Source organism: Pseudarthrobacter sp. HLT1-7 (genome assembly GCF_059383435.1).
The window spans coordinates 1-20,541 of sequence record NZ_JBWZCH010000025.1 but is presented as its reverse complement, the minus strand read 5'-3'; the positions used below and the strand labels follow the sequence as shown (position 1 = coordinate 20,541).

Below are 20,541 nucleotides of genomic sequence, written 5' to 3'. Positions count from 1 at the left end.
CGGACGCAGTTGCAAGCTGGCGGTCTGGTGCCGGCGGAAGGTGGCAGCATGGGGACATGACTCCTGCTCACGGTTATTCCGGCTTCTTCCGTCGTCCCCAGCCCATTGAACCCAAAGCCGGTCAGGAATCGGTGTGGGACTACCCGCGGCCGCCAAGGGTCGAGCCGCGGTCCGAACGGGTCATCGTGCGAGTTGGCGGGCAGGTCATTGCCGACACCACCGATGCAGTGCGCGTCCTGGAGACGAGTCATCCGCCTGTCTACTACTTGCCATTGGCCTCATTCCCTGCCGGTGTACTCGTCCCGGTCGAGGGCACCAGCTTCTGCGAGTTCAAGGGAGAAGCGCACTACTTCGACGTCGTTGCCGGCGGAGTCGTCGTTGCCCGTGCCGGGTGGACCTACCCGGAACCCACCCGCGGTTTCGAGGCGCTCAGTACCCGGGTGGCCCTCTACCCGGGTCACATGGACTCCTGCGAGGTCGACGGCGAGCAGGTGACCTTCCAAGAGGGTGACTTTTACGGCGGTTGGATCACCAGGCAGATCGTTGGTCCGTTCAAGGGTGCCCCGGGCACGGCCGGGTGGTGAGCACCTCCCTCCTGCGCCGGCAAGTCTCGGTCAAAGCGACCCCGAGGGGCTGGCCCGTCTTGCAGACCACATCCCGGGACGCTACGTCCACGAACTCCCGGCGAAATGGGACGACCTGGAAGCTGCTCGGCCACGGCTCCCAGTTACGCCGGCTGGCGGCCGCCCCGTCCTCGGGGCGGCCGCCAGTTTCAGTGCCCTGCGGGCGTTAGTGCTCGGTGTCTGCCGCAGCAGCCTTCTTGGCGTCCTTCTCGGCGTCCTTCTCGGCGCGCAGAGCCTCCGTCTCGTGCTGTTCCTCGGCTTTTTCCTGATGGATGACCTCTGCGAAGAGCTTCTCCATCTCCTTGGCCACGCCGGCGGCTGACGCCGGGTTCTGGCCGGTCACCAGCCGGTCGTCAACCACGACCTTCTCCTCGAAGACATCAGCGGAGACGTGGGTGGCGCCCTGTTCCACGAGTCGGTCTGCCAAAAAGAACGGGATGACCTTGTCCTTCCCTGCGGCAACCTCCTCGTCGTTGGTGAAGGCGGCCACCTTCCGGCCCTCGACGAGGCGAAGCCCGTTCTCCAATTCCACGTTCAACAGGCCGGCCGGCCCGTGGCAGACCGCGCCCACCAGGCCGCCGGCGTTGTAGACGCTGGCTACGAGGTTCTGCAAGCGTTCGCTGTCCGGGAAGTCCCACATGGTGCCGTGGCCGCCCACGAGGTAGACGGCGTCGTACTGTTCGGGATCAACGACGTCGACGCGGGCAGTGTTGTAAAGACCTGCGCGCGTAGTCTCGTCCTCCGTGAAGGCAACCTGGATGGGATCCTCTGAGTCCACCTCGTCGCGCGGGGGCTGGCCGCCCTGGATCGACGCGAAGTCGACGAAATGCCCGGAATCCTTGAAGACCTTCCAGGGATGTGCAGCCTCGGCAACGTTGTAGCCGGTCTTCTCTCCCGTAGCGCCGATCTCCGAAACGCTGGTCAGTACCATGAGAATTTTCTTCATGAAGTGCTCCTTTTGTCTAACTTCCACCCTACGACGAGCCCAGCTTAATTCAGATTCTGCTTCCCCGTCTAAGTAGGTGGTAGTCGTCTGCGCCTCGAATCGCCCCTACGGGCGTCCTCGGCCGCAGTCAGATATTTGTGTTCTGCCAGACAGGCTCATCGAACGGAGGTGCCCATCCTTACTGGAGCGGGTGATGCCTGGTGCCGGCACGGCAACGGCACGGACGGCGTCTGCTCGTCCGCTTGCAAAAGACCTGACTATGGCGCGAGCCCCAGGCGGGAGGCTGAAGGAGCCAGGAAATCCCAGGAAGGCACGGCCGGTGACGCGTCGGGAGACGGCCTCGAGAAGAGGTAGCCCTGCCCGAAGCGGCAACCCATCTTCAGCAGAAGGTCCAGTTGCCCGGTCGTTTCGATGCCCTCGGCGACAACGTCCAGCTTCAACGAGTCCGCCAACCGGATGACGCCTTCCACGATCGCCCGATCCTGTGCGGACGTTTCGATGTCGCGCACGAACGTCATGTCCACCTTCAGCAGGTCGATGTCGAAGGCCCGAAGGTGGGAAAAGGACGAGTAGCCTGTGCCGAAGTCGTCGATGGCCAGGCGCACGCCGATGTCGCGGAGCTCCTGGAACGTTTTGGCCGCGGAGCCGATCGCTTCGATCATCGCACTCTCGGTGAGCTCCAGCCAGAGTTGGTTCGGAGGCAACCCGGAGATGCTGAGGGCCCCCCTGACCACCGCGCCGAAGTCCTCTCGCGCGAACTGCCTCGGAGATACGTTGACGCTGACGGCCATGCCGCCGTCGAGCGCGGCGGCGGCCCGGCAGGCCTGGCCCAGGACCGTACTCCCGATCTGCTTGATCAGGCCCGCCTCTTCGGCGATCGCAATGAAGTCACCCGGCAGCACGAGACCGCGCTCGGGTCGACGCCAGCGAGCCAGCGCTTCGGTGGCCACGACCGTTCGTTCCCGCAGATCCACGATCGGCTGGTACCAGGTCTCGATCTGGCCCAGGTCGACCGCACCGCGCAAGGCGATCTCGGTATCCAGCTTTCGGTCGATCCGGCCGCGCAGGTCGTCGTCGAAAACTTCATAGCGCGCGCGGCCGCGGTCCTTCGCCAGGTACATGGCCTGGTCCGCGTTGCGCAGGAGCGATTCAGGGTCATCGTGGCCGACGCCGAAGGAGATGCCGATGCTGGCATCGACGGATGCGATGTGCTCGCCGATCAGGATCGGCAGGGCGATGGACTTCTGGAGCGCATCCGCGAGCTGCGCGACGTCCTGGCTGCTGTCGACATCGGGGCAGACGACGACGAATTCGTCTCCGCCGATGCGGGCCACCGTGTCCGACGCCCGAGTACCGTGGCGCAGCCTCGCAGCGACTTCGGTCAGGACCGCGTCGCCGGAGTGGTGCCCGAGGCTGTCATTGACGACCTTGAACCGATCCAGGTCAATGAACAACACGGCGACTCCGCTGCCGTGGCGAGCCGCCAGGAGAAGCGCCTGGGCAAGCCGGTCCAGCAGCAGCAGCCGGTTGGGCAGGTTCGTGAGCGGATCGTGAAAAGCCAGGTGCTCCACGCGGGCCTCGGCCAGCCGGCGGGCCGTGATGTCCTCCAGCTGGTACAGGAGGCCCCCCACGTGTTCGCCTTCGTGGATTTCAGCGACGCTGACCTTCACCCAGGTCTCCTCGGAGTCGCTGCGGCGCATCCGTCTATCCACACGCTGCCGGGAGCTCTCCAGCGGCCCGGCCGGCAGGTCATGAAGGCCGACGGTTTCAAGCGGCATGAACACCGTCTCGATGGACTGGTCCAGCACCCCGGACGACCGGCCGGTCAGATCAAAGAGGCGCCGGTTGGCTTCCAGCACCCGGCCGTCGAGCGACACGATGGCCGTCCCGAGCGGTGACCAGGCGAAGGCCGCCTCGAACCGCGCCCGGGCAGCGGTCGCCGACTCCTCCGCGGCACGCAGGGCAGTCACGTCCGTGACGCTGGCCAGGTGTCCGGTTACGGTTCCCTTATCGCGAATCGGCGCGGTGGTGACCTGCACCGAGTTGACGTGCCCGTCCGGCGTGCGAAAACGCACCGTGCTCGAATATGCGGTGCCGGCGGAGACGCACTGTCCCCACTCGGTGAGTACCCGGTCGACGTCGTCGGGGTGCAGCGCGGAGGACCAGCCGCTGCCCAGGGACTCGTCCAGGGTCAGTCCGCTCATGCTGAGCCACTGGTCGTTAGCGGTGAGCAGCCCTCCCCCGGCGTCGAGCTGCACGATGCCTACCGGTGCAAGCCGCACGAGCGCCTGGAGAGCGTCCGCTGTCGCGGCCAGCTCCTGGGTCCGGGCCGCGACCGTGGTCTCGAGCATGTGGTTTGTCTCGGCCAGCCTCGTCAGCGCGCCCTCACGTTGCCGGTCGAGTTCGCGAAGCCTCAGGGCCGCCAGCCAGGTCAACGCGCAGCCGAGGACGGTCATGCTCAAGACGAGCATCGCGACGGCGAAAGGAGTGTCGAACCAGCCCATGCGCTGCGCCGTCAGACACAGCCAGCCAAGGGCGAACGGACCACCGATGAAGAACGGTATCGCCGGACGAAGCAGCTTTCCTGCGCTACCGCCGTCCCTCGACAGTCCGGCCAAACCAATGGAAGGGTGCTGGAGCAGTGTCGCCGCCGACAACACCGCGATCCCGAGGGCCGTGGGCAGGGCCATGCTGGTGAACCCGCTCACGGTGTACAGCGAGGAAACGCCATAGACGTAGCCGAGGATCGCGATATGGCTGACGCTGAGGGCGGCCAGGGCGAGCGTCAGCGTGCTCCGGGCAAGCCGGCTGGAAAGGACGGAGCCGCCCAGCACAAACAGCGAAAAGGCCGTGGACGGCGCCATCCGGGGAGAGCTGCCGCTCAGCTCGATTCCCGGAAGCAGGCTATCGATGCCCAGCGACGCTCCCAGCATGTTCTCGACAAGTGACAGGCCGCCGATGAGGAACACAGCCGCACCGAGGACCGAGGTGATACGCCGATGGTCGAACGCGACCAGCGCAATCGCGAGGAGAACGACTGCCAGCGCCGCCGTCGGCTTCATCGAGAGGAGCCCGTTCGCCAGCAGTGCGCCTCCGGTGTACCACCCGTACAGGACGGCAAGCCCTGCCGCGCCGACCAGGACCGCTCCGATACGCCCGACCAGCTGCATGTCTTTCCCCTGTTTCCGAAGGGGGCTGACGTGCCGACCGACGTTAGAAGAATACATGCTGGGAGCGCCTTGGGCCCCGACGTCAGCCGGGTCATGCAGTTCCGGACACTTCCGTCCATGAACAGCTAGCCAGCGGCGCCGCCCAAATAAGAGAAGGAGACCGCCGGCCCCAGCAACCGCGACCAACGGAAATGGGCCCCAGCAGTGGCCCGTAAGTGAAAAGTTTGTGCACACTCAGAGGCCCGTAAGCCCCTGACCAGGGACAACATGTGCCCGAGGTGGGACTCGACCCGGGTTCCAGCCCCTGCAAACACTGAAGTTCCCCTGAAACATCCGGAATCCGGCCCAGGCCGATGGCGGTACAGCCCAGTCAGAAGCCCGGGGTGTGCACGTTGTGCACGCCGCGGGCTTGCGCCGCAAGCACTCATCCCTGCCATGGGATCAGGTGTTTGGAAATCAAGGCCGCACAAACCATCAGGTCTATGCTGCCGGAGGCCGCGCCCACGACCAGATTGAAACCTTCGTCAGTAGTGAAGTGGTGGCGGTAGCCGTTGATCCAGAGCATCAGGACCATAAGCGTCCAGGCGGTGCGCTTGTTCCCGTCAATGAGCGGATGGAAACGGGCCAACGACTCCTGCAACGCAGCCGCCTTTGTCGCCAATTCAAGATAGGCCTCAGCGCCCATGACCGTTGTTGCAGGCCGAGCCAGGGCCGAAGCAAGCAAACCGACGTCGCGAATGTGGAACCCGTACCGGTCGATCACCTGCAGCGCATCCTCAATGTCGAGGTACGCGGTCACGCGTCCTCAAGCCGCGTCACCAGCTCGGCGTCATGACTCATGACAAAATCCAAGCCCGCACTGATCTCACGCCGGCGCGCGTGGCGCTGCAGGACAAGCTCGGCGCCCTGGAGGAGCAACGCTGACTTCGAGATGTGTTCCTCGGCGGCAAGCAGCTCAAGCCGACGGTCAAGCTCTTCGGGAACGCGCAGATTCATGGCCATACCCCATGGCACCAAACCAGTACCACACTGGTACCAACTCCTACAGCGGACGAAGGAGTCCATGAAGGCCCTCGCGTCAGTGTGTGTGATCAACTATCTGTAGGCCGTTTCAGCCAGGAAATCCTGCCGAGTTGGTGGCTGGTTTCCTGCCACAAGAGCGCTAGGAATCCGGCCGGGCATTTCCCCCTCCAAATCATGGATTCCCAGCTTTGAGCACGTCGGCGTGCTTGAAGGGTTCCGCCAGTGCTTTATCTGCCTGTTCGACGCGCGACCCGGTACGGTTCACACCGCCATCGAGCGGGTGGTTAGGCTGGGTGGATGGCGACAGTTATTCTCGTGCGGCACGGCCGCACCACAGCCAATGCCACTGGACTGCTGGCCGGTCGGGCCGTCGGCGTCAGCCTGGACCAGATCGGGCGCGACCAGGCGGCTCTGACCGGAGACCGGCTCGCGGCCGTGCCCGTAGTCGGGGTGGTGTCGAGCCCTCTTGAGCGTTGTCTGCAGACCGCCCGGCTCATCCTCGATCGCCAGGCTGGCACGCCGTACGCGCCGGTCGACCTCGATCTCACCGAGTGCGATTACGGCCAGTGGCAGGGCCGCACGCTCAGTGATCTCGCGACCGAGGATTTGTGGCCGGTTGTGCAGTCGCAACCGTCCGCCGTCGTCTTTCCCGGCGGTGAATCCATGGCCGCGATGCAGGCTCGGTCGGTGGCAGCGATTCGACGCCACGATGCAGCCTTCGAAGCCGAGTACGGGCCAGGGGCCGTGTGGGTGGCGGTGAGTCACGGTGACATCATCAAGTCAATCCTCGCCGACGCGCTCGGCATGCACCTTGACCTGTTCCAGCGTATTAACGTGGGCCCCGCCTCCGTATCAATCGTGCGCTACGGCGCTAGTCGTCCGAGCGTCCACGCGACCAACACCGACGCGGGTGATCTGTCGTGGCTGTCGACCGGCATCCACTCTGGCGATGCGCCGGTGGGCGGCGGTGCAGGGCAAAAGGCGCCATGAACCTCATGTGCCTAAAATACTGACATGCCTACACGTGTTTATGAGTTTGCCTGGCCTGATCGGGTCGTCGTTGGGACCATTGGCCTTCCGGGGGCGCGCACGTTCTACCTGCAGGTGCGCGCAGGGACGCAGATCGTGAGTATTGCCCTGGAGAAGCAGCAGTCGGCTCTGCTCGCGGAGAAGATCGACGAAATTCTCAACCAGCTCATCACCGTCGAGGGCAACCCCTTCAGCGTTCCCACGAGTACTCCCATTGAACTTGTCGACAATGACCAGCTCGAGGCCGTTCAGGAGCAATTTCGCGCCGGCGCCATGAGCTTAGGTTGGGACCCAACCACGGCCCAGGTCGTAATAGAGGCCTACCCCATCACCGATGTCGATGCTGATGACAACGACGAATCGCTTGATGAGAACGGCGCTAACGAACCCGAAATGCTGCTGGTGCGAATGCCGGTCGGCACCGCCCGCGCATTCGCCAAGCGCACCCGTGAGATCGTGGGCGCCGGGCGTCCGATGTGCTCGCTCTGCGGTTACCCCCTAGACGCCGACGGGCACATCTGCACCCTTCCCGAAGTCTGATGCCAGCGCCGGACCTAGTGACCGCCGAGCTGACGCTCACCGGCCACATCACGACAGCTTCAAACGCTACATTTCTGGGCAGCATCGGCGACGTGGTGGTCATCTATAAGCCGATAGCAGGCGAAAGTCCGCTGTGGGATTTTCCCCACGGCACCCTGGCTCACCGGGAGGTGGCCGCCTACCTGGTCTCGCAGGTCTTCGGCTGGGACCTCGTGCCGCGCACCTGGCTGCGCGATGGTCCGATGGGCGAAGGAATGGTGCAGCTCTGGCAGGAGCAAGACCCCGCCCAAAGCGCCGTGAACCTGGTCGCGACGGACCACGTGCCCGAGACGGGCTGGAAACACGTTCTCGAGGGACGAGATGAGAACGGACGGATGGTCGCCCTCGTTCACGAAGACTCGCCAGCGCTCAGACGCATGGCGGTGTTCGACATGGTCGTCAACAACGCCGACCGCAAAGGCGACCACATTCTTGCCATGACCGACGGACACCGGTACGGCGTGGACCATGGGCTCACCTTTCACCGTGACCACAAGCTGCGCACGGTGCTGTGGGGATGGCTGGGAGACGCTCTGACCGCCGAAGAACGCGACGGCATCGATCGTGTCAGCGAAGGACTGCACGGTGGACTGGGCCGAAACCTGGCGGACTTGCTCAGAGCGGAAGAAATCGCATCGCTCGCCGCGCGCTGCGCCCGGTTGCGCTTGGCAGGGCGGTTTCCGGCTCCGAGCGGTGAGATGTCGGCGGTGCCCTGGCCGCTGTTCTAAGGGAATTACGGCTACGACCGGACTCCTCATCTGATACGCCCTCGCATCCCACGAACGACCGCTGCGATCGCACGGGCGATCCGTAAAGATCCGGTCTGGGTCGTCGCCGCGCTGCTCGCCCAGCATGCGTTGACGCCGGGGAGGCAGAGATCGTCGGGATCTGATTGAGGCAACGTGGCCAGCTCCCACCGGTAAAACAGCGAGGACAGCGTGGACAGCGACGCCGGATACCCAGAAGCCGGATGCGGCGACGACGGGAAAAATGATGGCTGCGGCGGCGGGTTAACTTGTGGGAAGGCCATGGCAGCAAAGCCCACCAATTCCTACAACTCGCCCTCGAAGCCGGCCCCGACTACCGACTGGCCTGGCTCAGCGAGCTCATGATCAGCTCCAGATCAGCTGCCATGTCATGCCGTTCCCCCCGCATTCCCGCATGAACAGGTATCAGAGCGGAAATTCCGGACCGGCCGCAACCCTCGGTCGATCTAAAGAATAATCAGCAAAACATGTTGTACGCGGCTCTGGCCACCATGAAGTGGTGAACGCGAAAATCCAAGGGAAGGACGGATGAGGATGAACCCCCCGGACGAGACCCCGCAGGGCGGTACCCGGTCTGCAGTAGAGAGCCGCTCCCCCAGAGCTTCGCCACTTGTGGGTGCCCAGGTTGCACCTGGCCTGTTATTGGCCCCGGCCCTTCGGAGGGCGGCGGGATCGCGGACGTATCGTCCGCGATCTCGTAGCGGTCAAATAGCGGTTGACCGAAGCTTCGGTCCACTATGCGTACCTGAACCTGAGGATTCACTGTGAAGGCGTGAGCAGGACGACGACTCGATCCAAGGCAGAGAACGATGTCCCTCCCCTGACCACACACAAGGGCCGATAGCCGTGATTGCGTCAAGCCATTGACTGACTTGCAAGCGCTTGCTCCTTGGCATCCAGCCGCGCTAGCATGAACTGCATGGCAGTCAGTGTTGAGTTGGTCGCAGAACGCGCCGGAGTCTCTACTGCCACCGTTTCCCGTGCATTAAGAGCAGTTTCCGGCGTTTCGGCGGTCACTCGCAAGCGCGTGCAAGAGGTAGCTAAGGAGCTGGGGTATTCGGCGTCTCCCGCTGCGTCGCGTCTTGCGACTGGGCGGACAATGACAGTTGGCATCGTCGTGCCGGTATTAGCCAAGTGGTTTTTTGGGAAGGTCATCGGCGAGGCCGCGCATTCGCTCCGGGAAGCCGGCTTCGATGTGCTCCTGTACGAGTTGGCCACTGCCGGGCAGCGTGAGAGGTTCTTCGGCACTGCTCAGCTGCATGGCCGGACAGACGGAGTCATTATCGTGGCCCTGCAGCCGAGCCGCGAAGAGCTGGATTCCCTTGCCTCCCAAGGCCAGGCGGTTGCTTTGCTTGGCGGTCAGTCCGAAAGCGTCGGGTCGGTATCTGTGGACAATGTCGGGGCCGGCCGGGCGGCGGTGAGGCACTTGCTGCATCTCGGCCACCAAAGGATAGCTTTCATCGGCATCCGCGATGAAGAAGGCAGCAACCTGGGCGGCGTGCCGCCGTTGGAGCGACTCAGGGGCTACCGTGAAGGGCTGGCCGAGGCCGGACTGGATGCCGGGGAGGACCTGGTCCAGTTCGATGAAAACAGCGTCGACGGCGGTGCGGCCGCCATATCGCGGCTGCTTGTCACGGAAGTGCCCCCGACAGCTGCGTTTGTTGCCTCCGATGAAATGGCCTTCGGTGTTCTGAAGATCTTGCGCCATGCAGGTCTGGAGGTACCGCGGGATTTCTCAGTGCTGGGATTCGACAACCACGAACTCTGCGATGTGGTGGGCCTAAGCACCATGGACCACGACGTAGCCGGACAGGGGCAGGATGCCGCGCGGATCCTGTTAGACACCCTGCACGGAGAACCGCCCGCAACCACTTCCCGCCAGACGCGTCTGATCGTCCGTGAAAGCACCGCCCCACCGCGCACCTTGCGCGCTTCATCTATCGACCTGGGTTCCCCGGATTCTGCCGGTCACCCCAGAAACCACTGAAAGGAAACTTCATGCAGTATCGGAAACTCGGCAACAGCGGCATGTACGTCAGTTCCATCGCACTGGGCAACTGGGCTACCCACGGAGAAACCGTAGACCAGGACGTCGCAACGGCCTGTGTGCGCAAGGCGCTGGACTTGGGCATCACCACCTTTGACACCGCGGATGCCTACGCAGGCACCAAAGCAGAAACGATGCTCGGCGAAGCCTTGAAAGGAGTGCGCCGCGAAGGAATCGAGGTCATGACCAAGGCCTTCTTCCCCACCGGAGAAGGCAAGAACGACCGCGGCTTGTCCCGCAAACACGTCATGGAGTCCATCAACAGCTCCCTCCGGCGCCTGCAGACGGACTACGTGGACGTCTACCAGGCCCACCGCTATGACTACGAAACCCCGCTGGAAGAAACTATGGGGGCGTTCGCGGACATCGTGCGGGCAGGCAAGGCGCACTACATCGGAGTGTCCGAATGGACTGTCGACGAGATCCGCGCTGGCGTAAAACTGGCCCTGGAGCTGGGCATCCATCTCGTGTCCAGCCAGCCGCAGTACAACATGCTTTGGCGTGTCATCGAACCCGAAGTCGTCCCGGTCTGCGAAGAACTCGGGATCACCCAGGTCTGCTGGTCGCCATTGGCCCAAGGCGTTCTGAGCGGCAAGTATGGCGCCTCCACGGTTCCAGCCGGCAGCCGCTTTAGCTCAAATGATGGCAGCCTGAAGACCGAGCACAAGTTTATGCAGCCGGCAGTGCTGGAAGGCGTGAAGAAACTTAAGCCGATTGCCGAGGGCCTAGGCGTTCCGCTGGCCACACTTGCCGTCGCCTGGGTCCTGGCAAACCCCAACGTCTCCGCTGCCATCGTCGGCGCCAGTCGTCCCGAACAGCTCGACGACACAGTCAAAGCCGCTGACATTCTCCTCACGAATGAAACACTCGAACAGATCGACAGCGCCTTGGGCGACCTCATCGAGCGTGACCCGAACAAAGTCGAATCATTCCCCGAGCGGGTTTAGGGCACCACAGCTGCGGTTCTGTCAGTACCCACATCGACTTAGCTCATCATGCTGGCCGGTCGTGACCTGCTGCAGCAGCGCCAGACGCCTGGCAGAAGATTCCCAACCGCGAAATCGGGGGATCCCGAGCAGGTTGACACAATTACCGTTCGGCACAGGCCGTTCCCAACCCGTCGGCAGGCCGTTCCCCGATTGCCGGAATGGTTGAATGCCGTGGTGCTGACGCCCCGGGCGCTAATGGCATGCCGCGACTTTTCTTCGGACGTCCCTCTGGCAATAACGCCACAGCGGGCTTTACGCCCGACCGGAGTCTGTGGAACCGTCCTGTGCAGGGCGGCGCTGCGGGGCTCCAGCCGCTCCCCGGCCGCGAAGAACGACTCCCCTTCACGGGCCAGGGCGACCAAAATGGAGAGCTATCCGAGCGGGGCCAGCAGCTCGTTGCAAGCCTGTCTGCATCGGCGGCCGGCCCGGCGCAGACGAAGCACTGTCCTGCACGCTGCATGCCGTGCCATAAAATTCACTCGCCTTGCATCCGCAACGATTACAGCGAGACGACTTTGACGCGACGCAGTATGAGCCAGCGGACGGCTGGGTATGCGGTGAGGAACCCCAGAACCAGACCCATTTGCATGAGGAAAAAGAAGCTGATGTCGGTAGGGGCGGGCATGAAGTTTCCGAAGTGCATGACAAGCATCCATCCGCCCATGCCGATGTCGAAGGCGAGGACAGTGACGATGGCGGTCAGCAAGGCGGTGCCGGCACTCCTTCCCATCGGGCCGTGCCGGTCTGCGGAGGAAGCAAAAAAGTACTCAAAGGCAAAAAGCAATGCAATGGCCAGCAAAGCGATGACGATAATCAGTACCCATAGGTTCGTTCCTGCGATGGTCAGCCCGCTGCCCACCACGAGTGGAACCCCGATGAAGTGTCCCACGGTCGCAGCTGCACCGCCTGGAACTCCGCCTGCGAGTGTTTTCCTGTGAAGGTCTATCGTGCCCCCCGGAGCGTTCTTACCCCAACGGTTATAGACCCAGAGGCCGAAGGGCCCGAGGTACAGGGCCGAAACCGACCACACCAATCCCATGGCAGCGTTGGGCTGGTGGCGGCGCCTCCCGTAAATGTCGTACAGCACCAGCGCTGCGCTGATTACTCCCACCGCAACAAAGAACCAGGACACCGGGGTCAACCAGCCGGGTAGTGCAGTTTCCATAGACTTCATATCCATAGCATCGTCATTCATACCAATATTCGCTTTCTCGTAGTTGTTCACTCATCACTTACAGTCGAGGCCCGGAAGGCTCGCTTGGCCTTCGGGGCCTCAGGGGCACCGCTCATGGGGAAGTCTCAAGCACCACTTAGAAGAGGTACCGAAGGATCACGAATCTGCCTTCCGGTCCCAGTTCCACATCTCACGGACATCGCCGCTCCTTGGGGCGTAATCGTGGTCTCGTGGGCCGCAGAGGATCGCCCGGGCCTACCCATTAAGGACTTCAAGCCGTTCCCGATATTCGTTAGTGGTCAGTCCGCCCCGTGCGTACCGTTCGTCCAGCACTTTCCGGGCCCGGTTGCGTCCGCCCGGAACCGAGGTTCCGGCTGCAGTTCGACTGTTACGCAGCCAAACGATGAGAGCCCAGATACCGAGGACTGCCAGGGCAAGCAGCGCCAGCGTCAACAGGATCCCGAAGAACATCATTCCGCCGCCGCCCATCATTCCCATCATCCCGCCGTCAACTCCGCAATCGAGCATGCCAGCCTCTCCTTTCCCGTGTGATCAGATTCCATGCTGCGCGGACCGTGCTTTCCGGTCGTTATCATTCGCATTGTTTCCCTTCTGTGGGTGCCTTGAAGGCATTCAGGCGGCTGGAGTTGACCACTACGCTGATGCTTGAGAGCGCCATTGCGGCGCCGGCGACCATCGGGGACAGCAGCGCTCCGGTCCACGGGTAGAGCAGCCCGGCCGCGAGGGGGATGGCTGCTGTGTTGTAGCCAAAGGCGAGCACTAGGTCTTGCCGGATGTTGCGCATGATGGCCCCGGACAGAGCGACGGTCTTGCCCAGGCCTGACAGCTCGCCCACCATCCTTCATGACCCGTCATCGCTTCTCGTTCTCCTCCGTGCTGGCTTAGAGAAGAAAGCTCCACCGGCCGCTACTTGAGCTTGCCGGGGCCGTCCAGTCCTCCGGTGCAGGGCGCCCCGGGCTCCGGCGCGGATTTCGCGCCTCGGTATTTTGAGATGAAGTCCTTGATCCGCGGGTCCCCAGCGCCCGTGGCCTTCAGTTGCGTACCCCAGGCGGAGGCGACAACAGGGGCCGGAAGGCCCTCGTAGGGCGAGAGGATCGCGTAGGTCGACGGGATGTCCTTGCGCAGAACCTCCAGCTGTTCACCGGTGACCAACAGGGGGTCGTAGGCCACCCACACGGCTCCGTGTTCAAGGGAGTGCACCGCGTTTTCGTTGGGCACGGGCTCCGTGTACACGGCGCAATTGAGCGGGATCTGTGAATGATCGCCACCCGCCGGCGGTGCCTGCTCGTACTTGACCTGCCCGTTCACATGGTTGGCACTCAGCCCCGAAAGCGTCTGGACGCCCTCAAGGGCGGCGGGCGGGGTTTTGGGCATGGTGCTGATGACGGCGAAGATGACCAGGCCCGCCACCAGGGCGATGCCCACGGTCCAGGCCGTGATGATCAGGATGAGCCGGTGGCGCCGTTGCCTGCGGTGTTGGGCTTTGTGTCCGGCAAGCTTCTGCCGGATGTCTGCTGCACGCTGTTGCTTGAGGCCCGGACTGCCGGGGACCGGCTGCGATTTGCGGCCGACGCCCCCTGCAGGCCTGCCGGAGTTCTTTGGTCGGGACATCCCTGGGTCCTTTGCGGTCAATGGCGCCCAAGTCCGGGCGCTTCGTTCACCGAGGTCCGGCGTTCCTGCATAAACCTAACTTACTTAGGTGCTTAGGTGCAATACTCCGGCGCATCTCCTATCCTTGATAGGAACGAGGCCCAAGGAGGCAGCATGCCAAAGTTTGGCGATCTGGAGAGCGCCATCATGGAGCAGATCTGGCGCGCGGACGGACCATTGCTGGTCCGCGAGGTCCTCGAGGGCCTGGACCGCGGGCTCGCCTACAACACGGTGCACACAGTGACAGAGATCCTGCACCGCAAAGGCTGGCTGACGAAGGAACGCGACGGCCGGGCCTTCCGCTATGGAGCAGCCGCGGGGCGGGACAGGTATGTTGCCGGACTCGTCACAGAAGCACTCTCCCTGACCGATGACCGGGCTGCCGCCCTGGTCGGCTTCGTGGAGGGGATACGACCCGAGGAAGCCGAGGAGCTGCACCGGCTCCTCAGTGCGGCCAGGAAGGACGCGAAGTCATGATCGCCGCACTGTCCCTCCTCGCCTACGCTCTTACGCTCGCTGTAGCCGGACCGCGGCTGCTGCGGGCAGCGTCCTGGGCGGACAGGGCTCCCCGGCTGGCCATCGCCGCGTGGCATGCCCTGACAGTCACCGTACTTGCCGCCGTCACCCTGGCTGGAGCGGCCCTGACAGTCCCCACAGTAAGCGTGAGCAGGGACCTCGCCGGGCTGCTGCAGGCCTGCATCATGGCCATTCAGGAGCAGTACGCATCCCCCGGCGGAGCTGCGGCCGGCGCCACAGGCGCCATCCTCGCCCTGGGCATCCTCGGGCGCACGCTGTGGTGCCTCGGCACAGGCTTGGCCGGTATGACCCGGGAGCGCGCCCGTCACGGAAGGATTCTTGACATCGTCGGACGCGACGATGCACACCCTGGTGTTATTGTTCTGGACTCGGACGAATCGACGGTCTACTGCCTCCCCGGAAGGCGGCGGCGCACAGTTGTGACAACGGCGGCACTGCGGGCCCTGGACGACGCGCAACTGGACGCCGTCCTGGCCCACGAACATGCCCATCTATCGGAGCGGCACGATCTGATCCTGGGCTTTTCCCGTGCCCTGGCAGCGGCCTTCCCCGGCATCGCGCTATTCCGGCTCGCCTCTACAGAGACGGCCCGGCTGATCGAACTGCGAGCCGATGATGCGGCGGCCGTCCGGTCAGGACGACTCACCGTTGCCGGGGCCCTGCTGGCCGTCGCCTCCCCGGGAAAAACCCCGCTCCCGGCCGTTGCACTTGCAGCCGGAGGCGCCGGCGCCGCTGCCCGCGTGCGCCGGCTCATTCCCCCGCACAACCCCCTGGGCCGCGCCCGGACGGCGGCCGGCTCCCTTGCCGTCGCCGCACTTTTTGCCCTCCCGGTTCTGCTGCTGGGAGGACCCGCTGCCGCCGCGGCGGGAAACAACCTCTGCCCCGATACGACCGTCTCCGCCAGCTCTCCCGCCCCCTGAAGCCGGCCGCCGCCCCGCCCTCGCTGGACACAAGCAACCTTAACTCCTAAGTTACTTAGGAGAATAGTTTTTAAGAACCCCTGGTTGCGGGGGAATGCCCATGGCAGATCTGTTGCTCGACGTCCGGCTCCTGAACACGCTTCCTGTCATCCCCGGCCCCGGAGTCTGCCCCGCGCCCGGTCCCGTACAGCTTCCCGGAGCGCCTGCCCGCCTGCCTCTCATCCCTCTGACCGTTAAGGACATCCCGTGGAACAGTTGCTTCTCGTCGTTGCCGTGCTGGCCTGCCCTGTCGGCATGGGACTGATGATGTGGTTCCTGATGCGCGGGCGCAGTGAACAGCCCGCCACACCCGATCAGGAACAGGAACTGACCAGGCTGCGCGCCCAGATCGAAGCCCTCCGCCCCGCAACGGCGGATAACGGCGGCAGCCCGCGGTTACCGCGCTCCGGCGCGGACCCCGGGGCATGAGAACGCTGCTGATCGCACGGGCCTCCACGGCGGCCATAGTGCTGACCTGGTTCTTCTGCCTGCGCCCGATGCGCCGCCGAACAGGCACCAGCACCACCGCGTGCTGCACCTCGGCGCCGCAACGGACTGATGAGCTGATCCGAGCCGCCCGGCAGGAACTCTCGCGGACGCAAAATGCCCGGCCCGGCAACGGCCCGGACGTCCCGCCGCCGCGGCGTGACGCCGCGTGGGATTCACCGGCGAATCGGCCGTGCCGCAACACTGCTGGCCGTCACAGCGGATTTTTCCCCGTCCCGCACCCCATAATTTCTTCCCCCTCGTGCTGGCGGCCCTGCAGGAAGGCAGGCGGCCGAAGATTTTCGGTACCGACTATGACCCGCCGGACGGGACGTGCATCCGGGACTACATCCACGTCAACGACCTCGCCTTGGCCCATGTCGCAGCCGCACAGGCGCTCGAGGCCGGCGGGCGCCGTGCACCGGTTTATAACCTCGGCTCCGGAACGGGAGTCTCCGTACGGGAAATCATGGACACCATGGCTGCCGTCACCGGCCAGGAGTTCCAACCGGAAATCTGCCCGCGCCGACCCGGCGACCCGCCCCGGATCGTAGCCAAGGGTGATCTGGCCGCCAGAGACCTGGGCCGGGAAATGCGCCACAGCCTGGAAGACATGGTGGCCAGTGCCTTCGCCGCAACTTCCCGGAGCGACCCGGAAGGCAGCGTCCGGCCATCATGAGCGAATACAACATCGGCGAAGGAGGCTACACGGCCGTCATCACGGCCAGGGGTGCCGCCGTCCGCGAACTGCGGCACATCGGGCGCGACCTGATTGTCCCCTTCCCGCAGGCAGGTCCCATCCCCGACGACCGCGGCGTCATCGCGGCGCCCTTGCCCAACCGGGTCCGCGACGGAAAGTACACGTTCGACGGAGTCGAGTACCAGCTCCCAATCAACGAGCCGGAACGAAACTGCGCATTGCACGGTTTCGCCCCGAGTCTGGACTGGAAGCCCCAAACCCGCGATGGGTCCTCCGTTCTGCCCGCCTGCAGGTTGGGCCCGGTCCCCGGCTACCCGTTCGCGCTGCATCCTAGCGCCTGCTACCTCATAGACCGGGAAGGGTTGCACATAAGGCACCCGGCCCGTGACGGACCACGCCTTCGACTTCCGCACCCCGCGCGCCATCGGATCAACCGAGATAGACCACGCCTTCACCGACCTCCCCTTTGACCATCACGGCCGGGAGCAACTGCTTCTCACAGATCCAGGCGGGACTGGCGTCGGCACGGGCCTGGGAGGATCAATGCCCCTGGGTCCAGGTACATACCGCAGACAAGAACGACCCCCCGCCCAGCCGCCGGGGCCTCCCCGTCGAACCCATGACCTGCCCGCCGGATGCCCTCAACAGCGGCGAGACCTGGAGCGACTCAAACCCGGCACCACACACCACGCCACGTGGAGCACTTCACCGGGGCACCGCACGTCGCGGCCGCCCCGGGAAAGCTGCGCTTAGTCTGAGCCGGCATCGTCGCAAGAGGACTCAGGCCTCCGTTCCCCGATCAGAATCCCGGCCTCACACACCGATATCAGCGCACCATCGCAGCCCAGAGGGCGGGTCGACTCCTGGGCGGTAGGCGCCGTAGTGGTCTCTGCCAACAGCGGACTTCGTACGCCGCGGCCTCGGCTGAGTACGCCGAGTGTCAAGAACGGCCGTTCGTGAGGCTGACTCGAGGGCTGATCGCAACCGCGGCGTGTCCTGTCTCATGACCTGTGACTGTTAACTTCGTTTGGCGGCTAAATCGCAGCCTGGGATGGCGGTTATGCGGGTCCGGCTCCCGGGCCAGGGCGAGTTTGTCCAGTTCAGTGGGCAGCTCGTGGATCTCCCGGCCTTGTGGTCACGCTCTTCCCGTCATGCCTTCTCCACCTGAGTGCCTGGCGTCATCAGCCGTTGCCGCCTCTGCCCAGACCACTCCGGCCATGCGCACCGCCAGCTCGGTGACGGGCTGCGACGTGGCCGCGATCTTGCCCGCGCGGCGGCAAGGTGCTCCAGTTTCCATACTTGAGGTACCTCGTGGCATCGGCGTTGCTTACACCGGCCAGCTCGCGCACAGTGGAGACGGTGGGGCTCAGCCCGGCACTTAGCTGGTCTGCGGCTGCGCAGACGGCCTTTCGCGCTGAGGTCTGCCATGGTAAACGTTCCCAAGTAGTAGTGGTCGATGGAAGGCTCAGGCCAACGCTCATGCCTGACGTTGGCTCGGAATTAACGGCACTTTTATCGAGCCCGGTGACCCTCCGACTGGAACGACAGCTTAGCCAGACCGATGGCCCTTGACTTCTCTGGTGACCGTTGTCAGCCTTTTCGACAGCAGGAGGGGGGCGTCCGTCCGCTCACGAAGCCCAGTGGAGGATACAGATGATCCGTGCCAGGTCGCTGATGCGTTCTGCGACTTCCGGCGACCAGGTTACGCACCTTGAGCTCTTCTTCGATCTGGTGTTTGTTTTCGCGCTATTCCAAATGTCCCATCATTTGGTGGAGCATCCTTCATGGGTGGGGGCCGGTGAGACTCTTGTGCTTCTTCTTGGGTTCTATAAGGTGTGGGTGTACACGACCTGGGCTGCGACGTTGCTGGACACTGCGCGGCTTGAGGTGCAGTGGATGCTGCTCATCGTCATGCTTGTCGCACTATTCATGAACGCCTCAATCAGTGCCGCGTTCGGTGCTTTCGGCTGGCTTTTCGCTGCGAGCTACCTCCTGATCCAGCTTGGCAGAGGTGCGTGGATACTCACCGTCGGACTTGACCGGACCACCCACAACTATTTTGTGCGCACGCTAATCTGGAGGTGTATGAGCGCGCCTTTTTGGATTTCCGGCGTCTTCTTCGATCACGAGATCCGCCTGATGTTCTGGGGTGTCGCTGCCGCGATCGATCTGGTCGGCCACATGCTGGCGCACCGGCTGCCGGGCAAGAAAACCGAGGGCAGCCGGGTTCCGCCCCCGGGAGAGAGGATCTTTGAGCAGTTCGGGTTGTTCTATTTGATCGCGCTCGGCGAGACTATCCTTTCAACCGGCTTGGCGATAGCGGGCAATCTGGAGGACCCCTTGATCCTTTTGACCGGGACCGTAAGTTTGGCTGGAAGCGTCGCGATCTGGTGGTGCTACTTCCATGGCCTTAAGCAGGAGACTTTGGAAAACTTGCTTCTGTTGATGATCAGTTCCGGCCCGGTATCTTGGCGGGCAACACCATGGTGGTGTTACTGGCGGGCCTGATCCTGGTGACGGTTGGTGATCAGCTCGTGATCAGCGATCCGGCCGCCCGCCCTGATCTGGCCACCGTTCTGTTTCTTTATGGCGGGCCGGCTCTATTCCTCGCCGGCCGGGGCGTCTTTATTCGACAGGTACTGGGCCACCGCCGAATATCCGATCTCGCTGGCATCGGAGCCTTGGCGGTCCTGGCAAGCTTGAGCTCTCTCTCCTCCCGGCGTTCGTTGCCGCTATCGGGGCCGTTATTCCCCTCATGGGCGTAACATTTTCCGACACTGTGAACCGCCGCCGCCGAACGAACCAGAGAGCCTGCTGAAGGTTTAATGGATGCCAGGGAACGTATGTTTCACCAGCGGCNAGCGGTCAGCAAGTGTCTCCGAACCTGGCGACAACACCCCCCGGATCATCAATAACAGGGCGAGAAAGTCATACCGGGTCCAGCGACCAAATCCCCGGCCTTCGGGGACCCTATAAATGTAACGGGCACGGGTGGACGTGTAGCCGGGCAGGTCCCTGCGGGTTCACCGGAGAAGTGTCAGCGCCGCGGCGGCGAGGACCGCGGCTACTTCGGCGAGGGCGGTGAGGCTTTTGTCGAAGAACCACACGGGTTCGTACATGGCGGGGAAGGGGCCGAACGCGGGGATGTCGACATCGCGGTAGAGCAGGAGTCCCGCCAGTCCGCCGCCGGCCGCGAGCAGGGCCAGTACCCAGGCAGGTCGGCTGCTACGGATCAGGACGTAGAGCCCGGCCAGGGCAGCGGCCGCAGCTTCGGCGAGGATGAGGTTGCCCGCTCCGATGCCGTCGGGGACCGCCAGCTGAAATCCCGGACNATCCCGGACCTGGAACTGCCGCCCGCGGGCCCTTCGCTGTGCTTACCCCCATCATTAGGCTCCCCCGTGGGCCTGAACACTGATAAGAACACCGGTCGCGGCCCGGTGTCACCATCGGTCCTACGTTGGCGGCCGTCCGAGACCCTGACGCGGAGCACCGTCGAACCCGCAACGACGACCGCAGCGGCTCGCTCCCTCTGTTCCTGTATAAAACTGAATGGGATAATTCGCTCATGGACGAGATTACCGAACGGGTTCCGGTCCGGTCCGGCCCAGCCAGTCCGGACCGAACCGACCGAGATTTCCGCCGGCCGGTTCATGAGAACCTGACCACCCGGCAGATGCGTGCCGTCGGCCAGCGCCGCCATGACGCCGAGGAAAAGCTGGCCCGGCATCTGGAACAGGCCCGGTACCCCTCTGCTGCGGCTCACATATCGGAGCAAACACAAGCTGATCAGTAGAGCCCGGCAGCGGCCCGGCGCTGGAGACAGTGCCGGGCAATGACCCTG

The 20,541-nt window shown here is 64.0% G+C and carries 21 protein-coding genes and 1 pseudogene; 14 read left to right on the top strand and 8 right to left on the bottom strand.

Annotated features, from left to right (window positions below; translation table 11 throughout):
• Nucleotides 1-56 precede the first annotated feature (56 nt).
• Nucleotides 57-584 carry a DUF427 domain-containing protein gene (locus AC50X6_RS17890; protein WP_494967499.1) on the top strand — a complete coding sequence of 176 codons (528 nt, stop codon included), beginning with the start codon at nucleotides 57-59 and terminating at the stop codon, nucleotides 582-584.
• A 205-nt stretch (nucleotides 585-789) separates the two neighbouring features.
• On the opposite strand, the gene AC50X6_RS17885 is transcribed toward AC50X6_RS17890, so the two are convergent.
• The 4 genes from AC50X6_RS17885 to AC50X6_RS17870 all read right to left on the bottom strand — a co-directional run bounded on the left by AC50X6_RS17885 (nucleotide 790) and on the right by AC50X6_RS17870 (nucleotide 5,735).
• Entirely contained in the window at nucleotides 790-1,569 is a 780-nt protein-coding gene (locus tag AC50X6_RS17885) for a type 1 glutamine amidotransferase domain-containing protein (RefSeq protein WP_494967498.1), read from the bottom strand.
• A gap of 257 nt (nucleotides 1,570-1,826) precedes the next feature.
• Nucleotides 1,827-4,739, bottom strand: coding sequence for a putative bifunctional diguanylate cyclase/phosphodiesterase (locus AC50X6_RS17880; protein ID WP_494967497.1), 2,913 nt, complete (start codon nucleotides 4,737-4,739; stop codon nucleotides 1,827-1,829).
• Between the two features lie 424 nt (nucleotides 4,740-5,163).
• Complete coding sequence (locus AC50X6_RS17875) at nucleotides 5,164-5,538, bottom strand: type II toxin-antitoxin system death-on-curing family toxin (RefSeq protein ID WP_494967496.1); 375 nt, start codon at nucleotides 5,536-5,538, stop codon at nucleotides 5,164-5,166.
• Nucleotides 5,535-5,735, bottom strand: a complete 201-nt coding sequence (locus AC50X6_RS17870) for a hypothetical protein (RefSeq protein ID WP_494967495.1) — start codon at nucleotides 5,733-5,735, stop codon at nucleotides 5,535-5,537. Before AC50X6_RS17870 ends, AC50X6_RS17875 begins: the two co-directional genes overlap by 4 nt.
• Before the next feature lie 324 nt (nucleotides 5,736-6,059).
• On the opposite strand from AC50X6_RS17870, the gene AC50X6_RS17865 reads away from it, so the two are divergent.
• From AC50X6_RS17865 to AC50X6_RS17845, 5 genes are all read left to right on the top strand, one after another.
• Nucleotides 6,060-6,752, top strand: a complete 693-nt coding sequence (locus AC50X6_RS17865) for an MSMEG_4193 family putative phosphomutase (protein ID WP_494967494.1) — start codon at nucleotides 6,060-6,062, stop codon at nucleotides 6,750-6,752.
• A gap of 24 nt (nucleotides 6,753-6,776) precedes the next feature.
• Nucleotides 6,777-7,331, top strand: coding sequence for a DUF3090 domain-containing protein (locus AC50X6_RS17860; RefSeq protein ID WP_494967493.1), 555 nt, complete (start codon nucleotides 6,777-6,779; stop codon nucleotides 7,329-7,331).
• On the top strand, nucleotides 7,331-8,098 hold the full coding sequence (locus AC50X6_RS17855; protein WP_494967492.1) for an SCO1664 family protein: 768 nt from the start codon (nucleotides 7,331-7,333) through the stop codon (nucleotides 8,096-8,098). Before AC50X6_RS17860 ends, AC50X6_RS17855 begins: the two co-directional genes overlap by 1 nt.
• A gap of 958 nt (nucleotides 8,099-9,056) precedes the next feature.
• Nucleotides 9,057-10,124 (top strand): LacI family DNA-binding transcriptional regulator, encoded by a 1,068-nt coding sequence (locus AC50X6_RS17850; protein ID WP_494967491.1) that lies wholly within the window; start codon nucleotides 9,057-9,059, stop codon nucleotides 10,122-10,124.
• An 11-nt stretch (nucleotides 10,125-10,135) separates the two neighbouring features.
• Entirely contained in the window at nucleotides 10,136-11,131 is a 996-nt protein-coding gene (locus AC50X6_RS17845; RefSeq protein WP_494967490.1) for an aldo/keto reductase family protein, read from the top strand.
• Nucleotides 11,132-11,672: 541 nt separating this feature from the next.
• Here AC50X6_RS17845 and AC50X6_RS17840 read toward each other — a convergent pair.
• The 4 genes from AC50X6_RS17840 to AC50X6_RS17825 form a co-directional block, all read right to left on the bottom strand.
• Nucleotides 11,673-12,398 carry a DUF4396 domain-containing protein gene (locus AC50X6_RS17840; protein WP_494967489.1) on the bottom strand — a complete coding sequence of 242 codons (726 nt, stop codon included), beginning with the start codon at nucleotides 12,396-12,398 and terminating at the stop codon, nucleotides 11,673-11,675.
• A gap of 204 nt (nucleotides 12,399-12,602) precedes the next feature.
• On the bottom strand, nucleotides 12,603-12,875 hold the full coding sequence (locus AC50X6_RS17835; RefSeq protein ID WP_494967488.1) for an SHOCT domain-containing protein: 273 nt from the start codon (nucleotides 12,873-12,875) through the stop codon (nucleotides 12,603-12,605).
• 64 nt (nucleotides 12,876-12,939) lie between these two features.
• A complete protein-coding gene (locus AC50X6_RS17830; RefSeq protein WP_494967487.1) occupies nucleotides 12,940-13,203 on the bottom strand; it encodes a hypothetical protein in 264 nt (87 codons plus the stop codon).
• A 71-nt stretch (nucleotides 13,204-13,274) separates the two neighbouring features.
• Nucleotides 13,275-13,979 (bottom strand): thioredoxin-like domain-containing protein, encoded by a 705-nt coding sequence (locus tag AC50X6_RS17825; protein ID WP_494967486.1) that lies wholly within the window; start codon nucleotides 13,977-13,979, stop codon nucleotides 13,275-13,277.
• Between the two features lie 153 nt (nucleotides 13,980-14,132).
• On the opposite strand from AC50X6_RS17825, the gene AC50X6_RS17820 reads away from it, so the two are divergent.
• The 8 genes and pseudogenes from AC50X6_RS17820 (at nucleotide 14,133) to AC50X6_RS17785 (ending at nucleotide 20,493) form a co-directional block, all read left to right on the top strand.
• Entirely contained in the window at nucleotides 14,133-14,495 is a 363-nt protein-coding gene (locus AC50X6_RS17820) for a BlaI/MecI/CopY family transcriptional regulator (protein ID WP_494967485.1), read from the top strand.
• Nucleotides 14,492-15,475: a M56 family metallopeptidase gene (locus AC50X6_RS17815; RefSeq protein ID WP_494967484.1), complete on the top strand. Its 984-nt coding sequence runs from the start codon at nucleotides 14,492-14,494 to the stop codon at nucleotides 15,473-15,475. Before AC50X6_RS17820 ends, AC50X6_RS17815 begins: the two co-directional genes overlap by 4 nt.
• Before the next feature lie 246 nt (nucleotides 15,476-15,721).
• A complete protein-coding gene (locus tag AC50X6_RS17810; protein ID WP_494967483.1) occupies nucleotides 15,722-15,943 on the top strand; it encodes a hypothetical protein in 222 nt (73 codons plus the stop codon).
• A 295-nt stretch (nucleotides 15,944-16,238) separates the two neighbouring features.
• Nucleotides 16,239-16,679, top strand: a pseudogene (locus AC50X6_RS17805) (NAD-dependent epimerase/dehydratase family protein); the annotation flags it as partial.
• Nucleotides 16,676-17,170, top strand: a complete 495-nt coding sequence (locus AC50X6_RS17800; protein WP_494967482.1) for an aldose epimerase family protein — start codon at nucleotides 16,676-16,678, stop codon at nucleotides 17,168-17,170. The pseudogene AC50X6_RS17805 and the gene AC50X6_RS17800, both read left to right, overlap by 4 nt.
• Before the next feature lie 1,183 nt (nucleotides 17,171-18,353).
• On the top strand, nucleotides 18,354-19,208 hold the full coding sequence (locus AC50X6_RS17795; protein ID WP_494967481.1) for a low temperature requirement protein A: 855 nt from the start codon (nucleotides 18,354-18,356) through the stop codon (nucleotides 19,206-19,208).
• Nucleotides 19,184-19,465: a hypothetical protein gene (locus tag AC50X6_RS17790; protein ID WP_494967514.1), complete on the top strand. Its 282-nt coding sequence runs from the start codon at nucleotides 19,184-19,186 to the stop codon at nucleotides 19,463-19,465. The genes AC50X6_RS17795 and AC50X6_RS17790 overlap by 25 nt, the downstream gene beginning before the upstream one ends.
• Nucleotides 19,466-20,265: 800 nt before the next feature.
• Nucleotides 20,266-20,493 (top strand): hypothetical protein, encoded by a 228-nt coding sequence (locus tag AC50X6_RS17785; RefSeq protein ID WP_494967480.1) that lies wholly within the window; start codon nucleotides 20,266-20,268, stop codon nucleotides 20,491-20,493.
• Nucleotides 20,494-20,541 lie beyond the last annotated feature (48 nt).

Coding starts and splice junctions, on each gene's coding strand:
- AC50X6_RS17890 (WP_494967499.1), top strand. CDS start 57: ATGACTCCTGCTCACGGTTATTCCGGCTTCTTCCGTCGTCCCCAGCCC.
- AC50X6_RS17885 (WP_494967498.1), bottom strand. CDS start 1,569: ATGAAGAAAATTCTCATGGTACTGACCAGCGTTTCGGAGATCGGCGCT.
- AC50X6_RS17880 (WP_494967497.1), bottom strand. CDS start 4,739: ATGCAGCTGGTCGGGCGTATCGGAGCGGTCCTGGTCGGCGCGGCAGGG.
- AC50X6_RS17870 (WP_494967495.1), bottom strand. CDS start 5,735: ATGAATCTGCGCGTTCCCGAAGAGCTTGACCGTCGGCTTGAGCTGCTT.
- AC50X6_RS17865 (WP_494967494.1), top strand. CDS start 6,060: ATGGCGACAGTTATTCTCGTGCGGCACGGCCGCACCACAGCCAATGCC.
- AC50X6_RS17860 (WP_494967493.1), top strand. CDS start 6,777: ATGCCTACACGTGTTTATGAGTTTGCCTGGCCTGATCGGGTCGTCGTT.
- AC50X6_RS17855 (WP_494967492.1), top strand. CDS start 7,331: ATGCCAGCGCCGGACCTAGTGACCGCCGAGCTGACGCTCACCGGCCAC.
- AC50X6_RS17850 (WP_494967491.1), top strand. CDS start 9,057: ATGGCAGTCAGTGTTGAGTTGGTCGCAGAACGCGCCGGAGTCTCTACT.
- AC50X6_RS17845 (WP_494967490.1), top strand. CDS start 10,136: ATGCAGTATCGGAAACTCGGCAACAGCGGCATGTACGTCAGTTCCATC.
- AC50X6_RS17835 (WP_494967488.1), bottom strand. CDS start 12,875: ATGCTCGATTGCGGAGTTGACGGCGGGATGATGGGAATGATGGGCGGC.
- AC50X6_RS17825 (WP_494967486.1), bottom strand. CDS start 13,979: ATGTCCCGACCAAAGAACTCCGGCAGGCCTGCAGGGGGCGTCGGCCGC.
- AC50X6_RS17820 (WP_494967485.1), top strand. CDS start 14,133: ATGCCAAAGTTTGGCGATCTGGAGAGCGCCATCATGGAGCAGATCTGG.
- AC50X6_RS17815 (WP_494967484.1), top strand. CDS start 14,492: ATGATCGCCGCACTGTCCCTCCTCGCCTACGCTCTTACGCTCGCTGTA.
- AC50X6_RS17800 (WP_494967482.1), top strand. CDS start 16,676: ATGAGCGAATACAACATCGGCGAAGGAGGCTACACGGCCGTCATCACG.
- AC50X6_RS17795 (WP_494967481.1), top strand. CDS start 18,354: ATGATCCGTGCCAGGTCGCTGATGCGTTCTGCGACTTCCGGCGACCAG.
- AC50X6_RS17790 (WP_494967514.1), top strand. CDS start 19,184: ATGGTGGTGTTACTGGCGGGCCTGATCCTGGTGACGGTTGGTGATCAG.
- AC50X6_RS17785 (WP_494967480.1), top strand. CDS start 20,266: ATGGACGAGATTACCGAACGGGTTCCGGTCCGGTCCGGCCCAGCCAGT.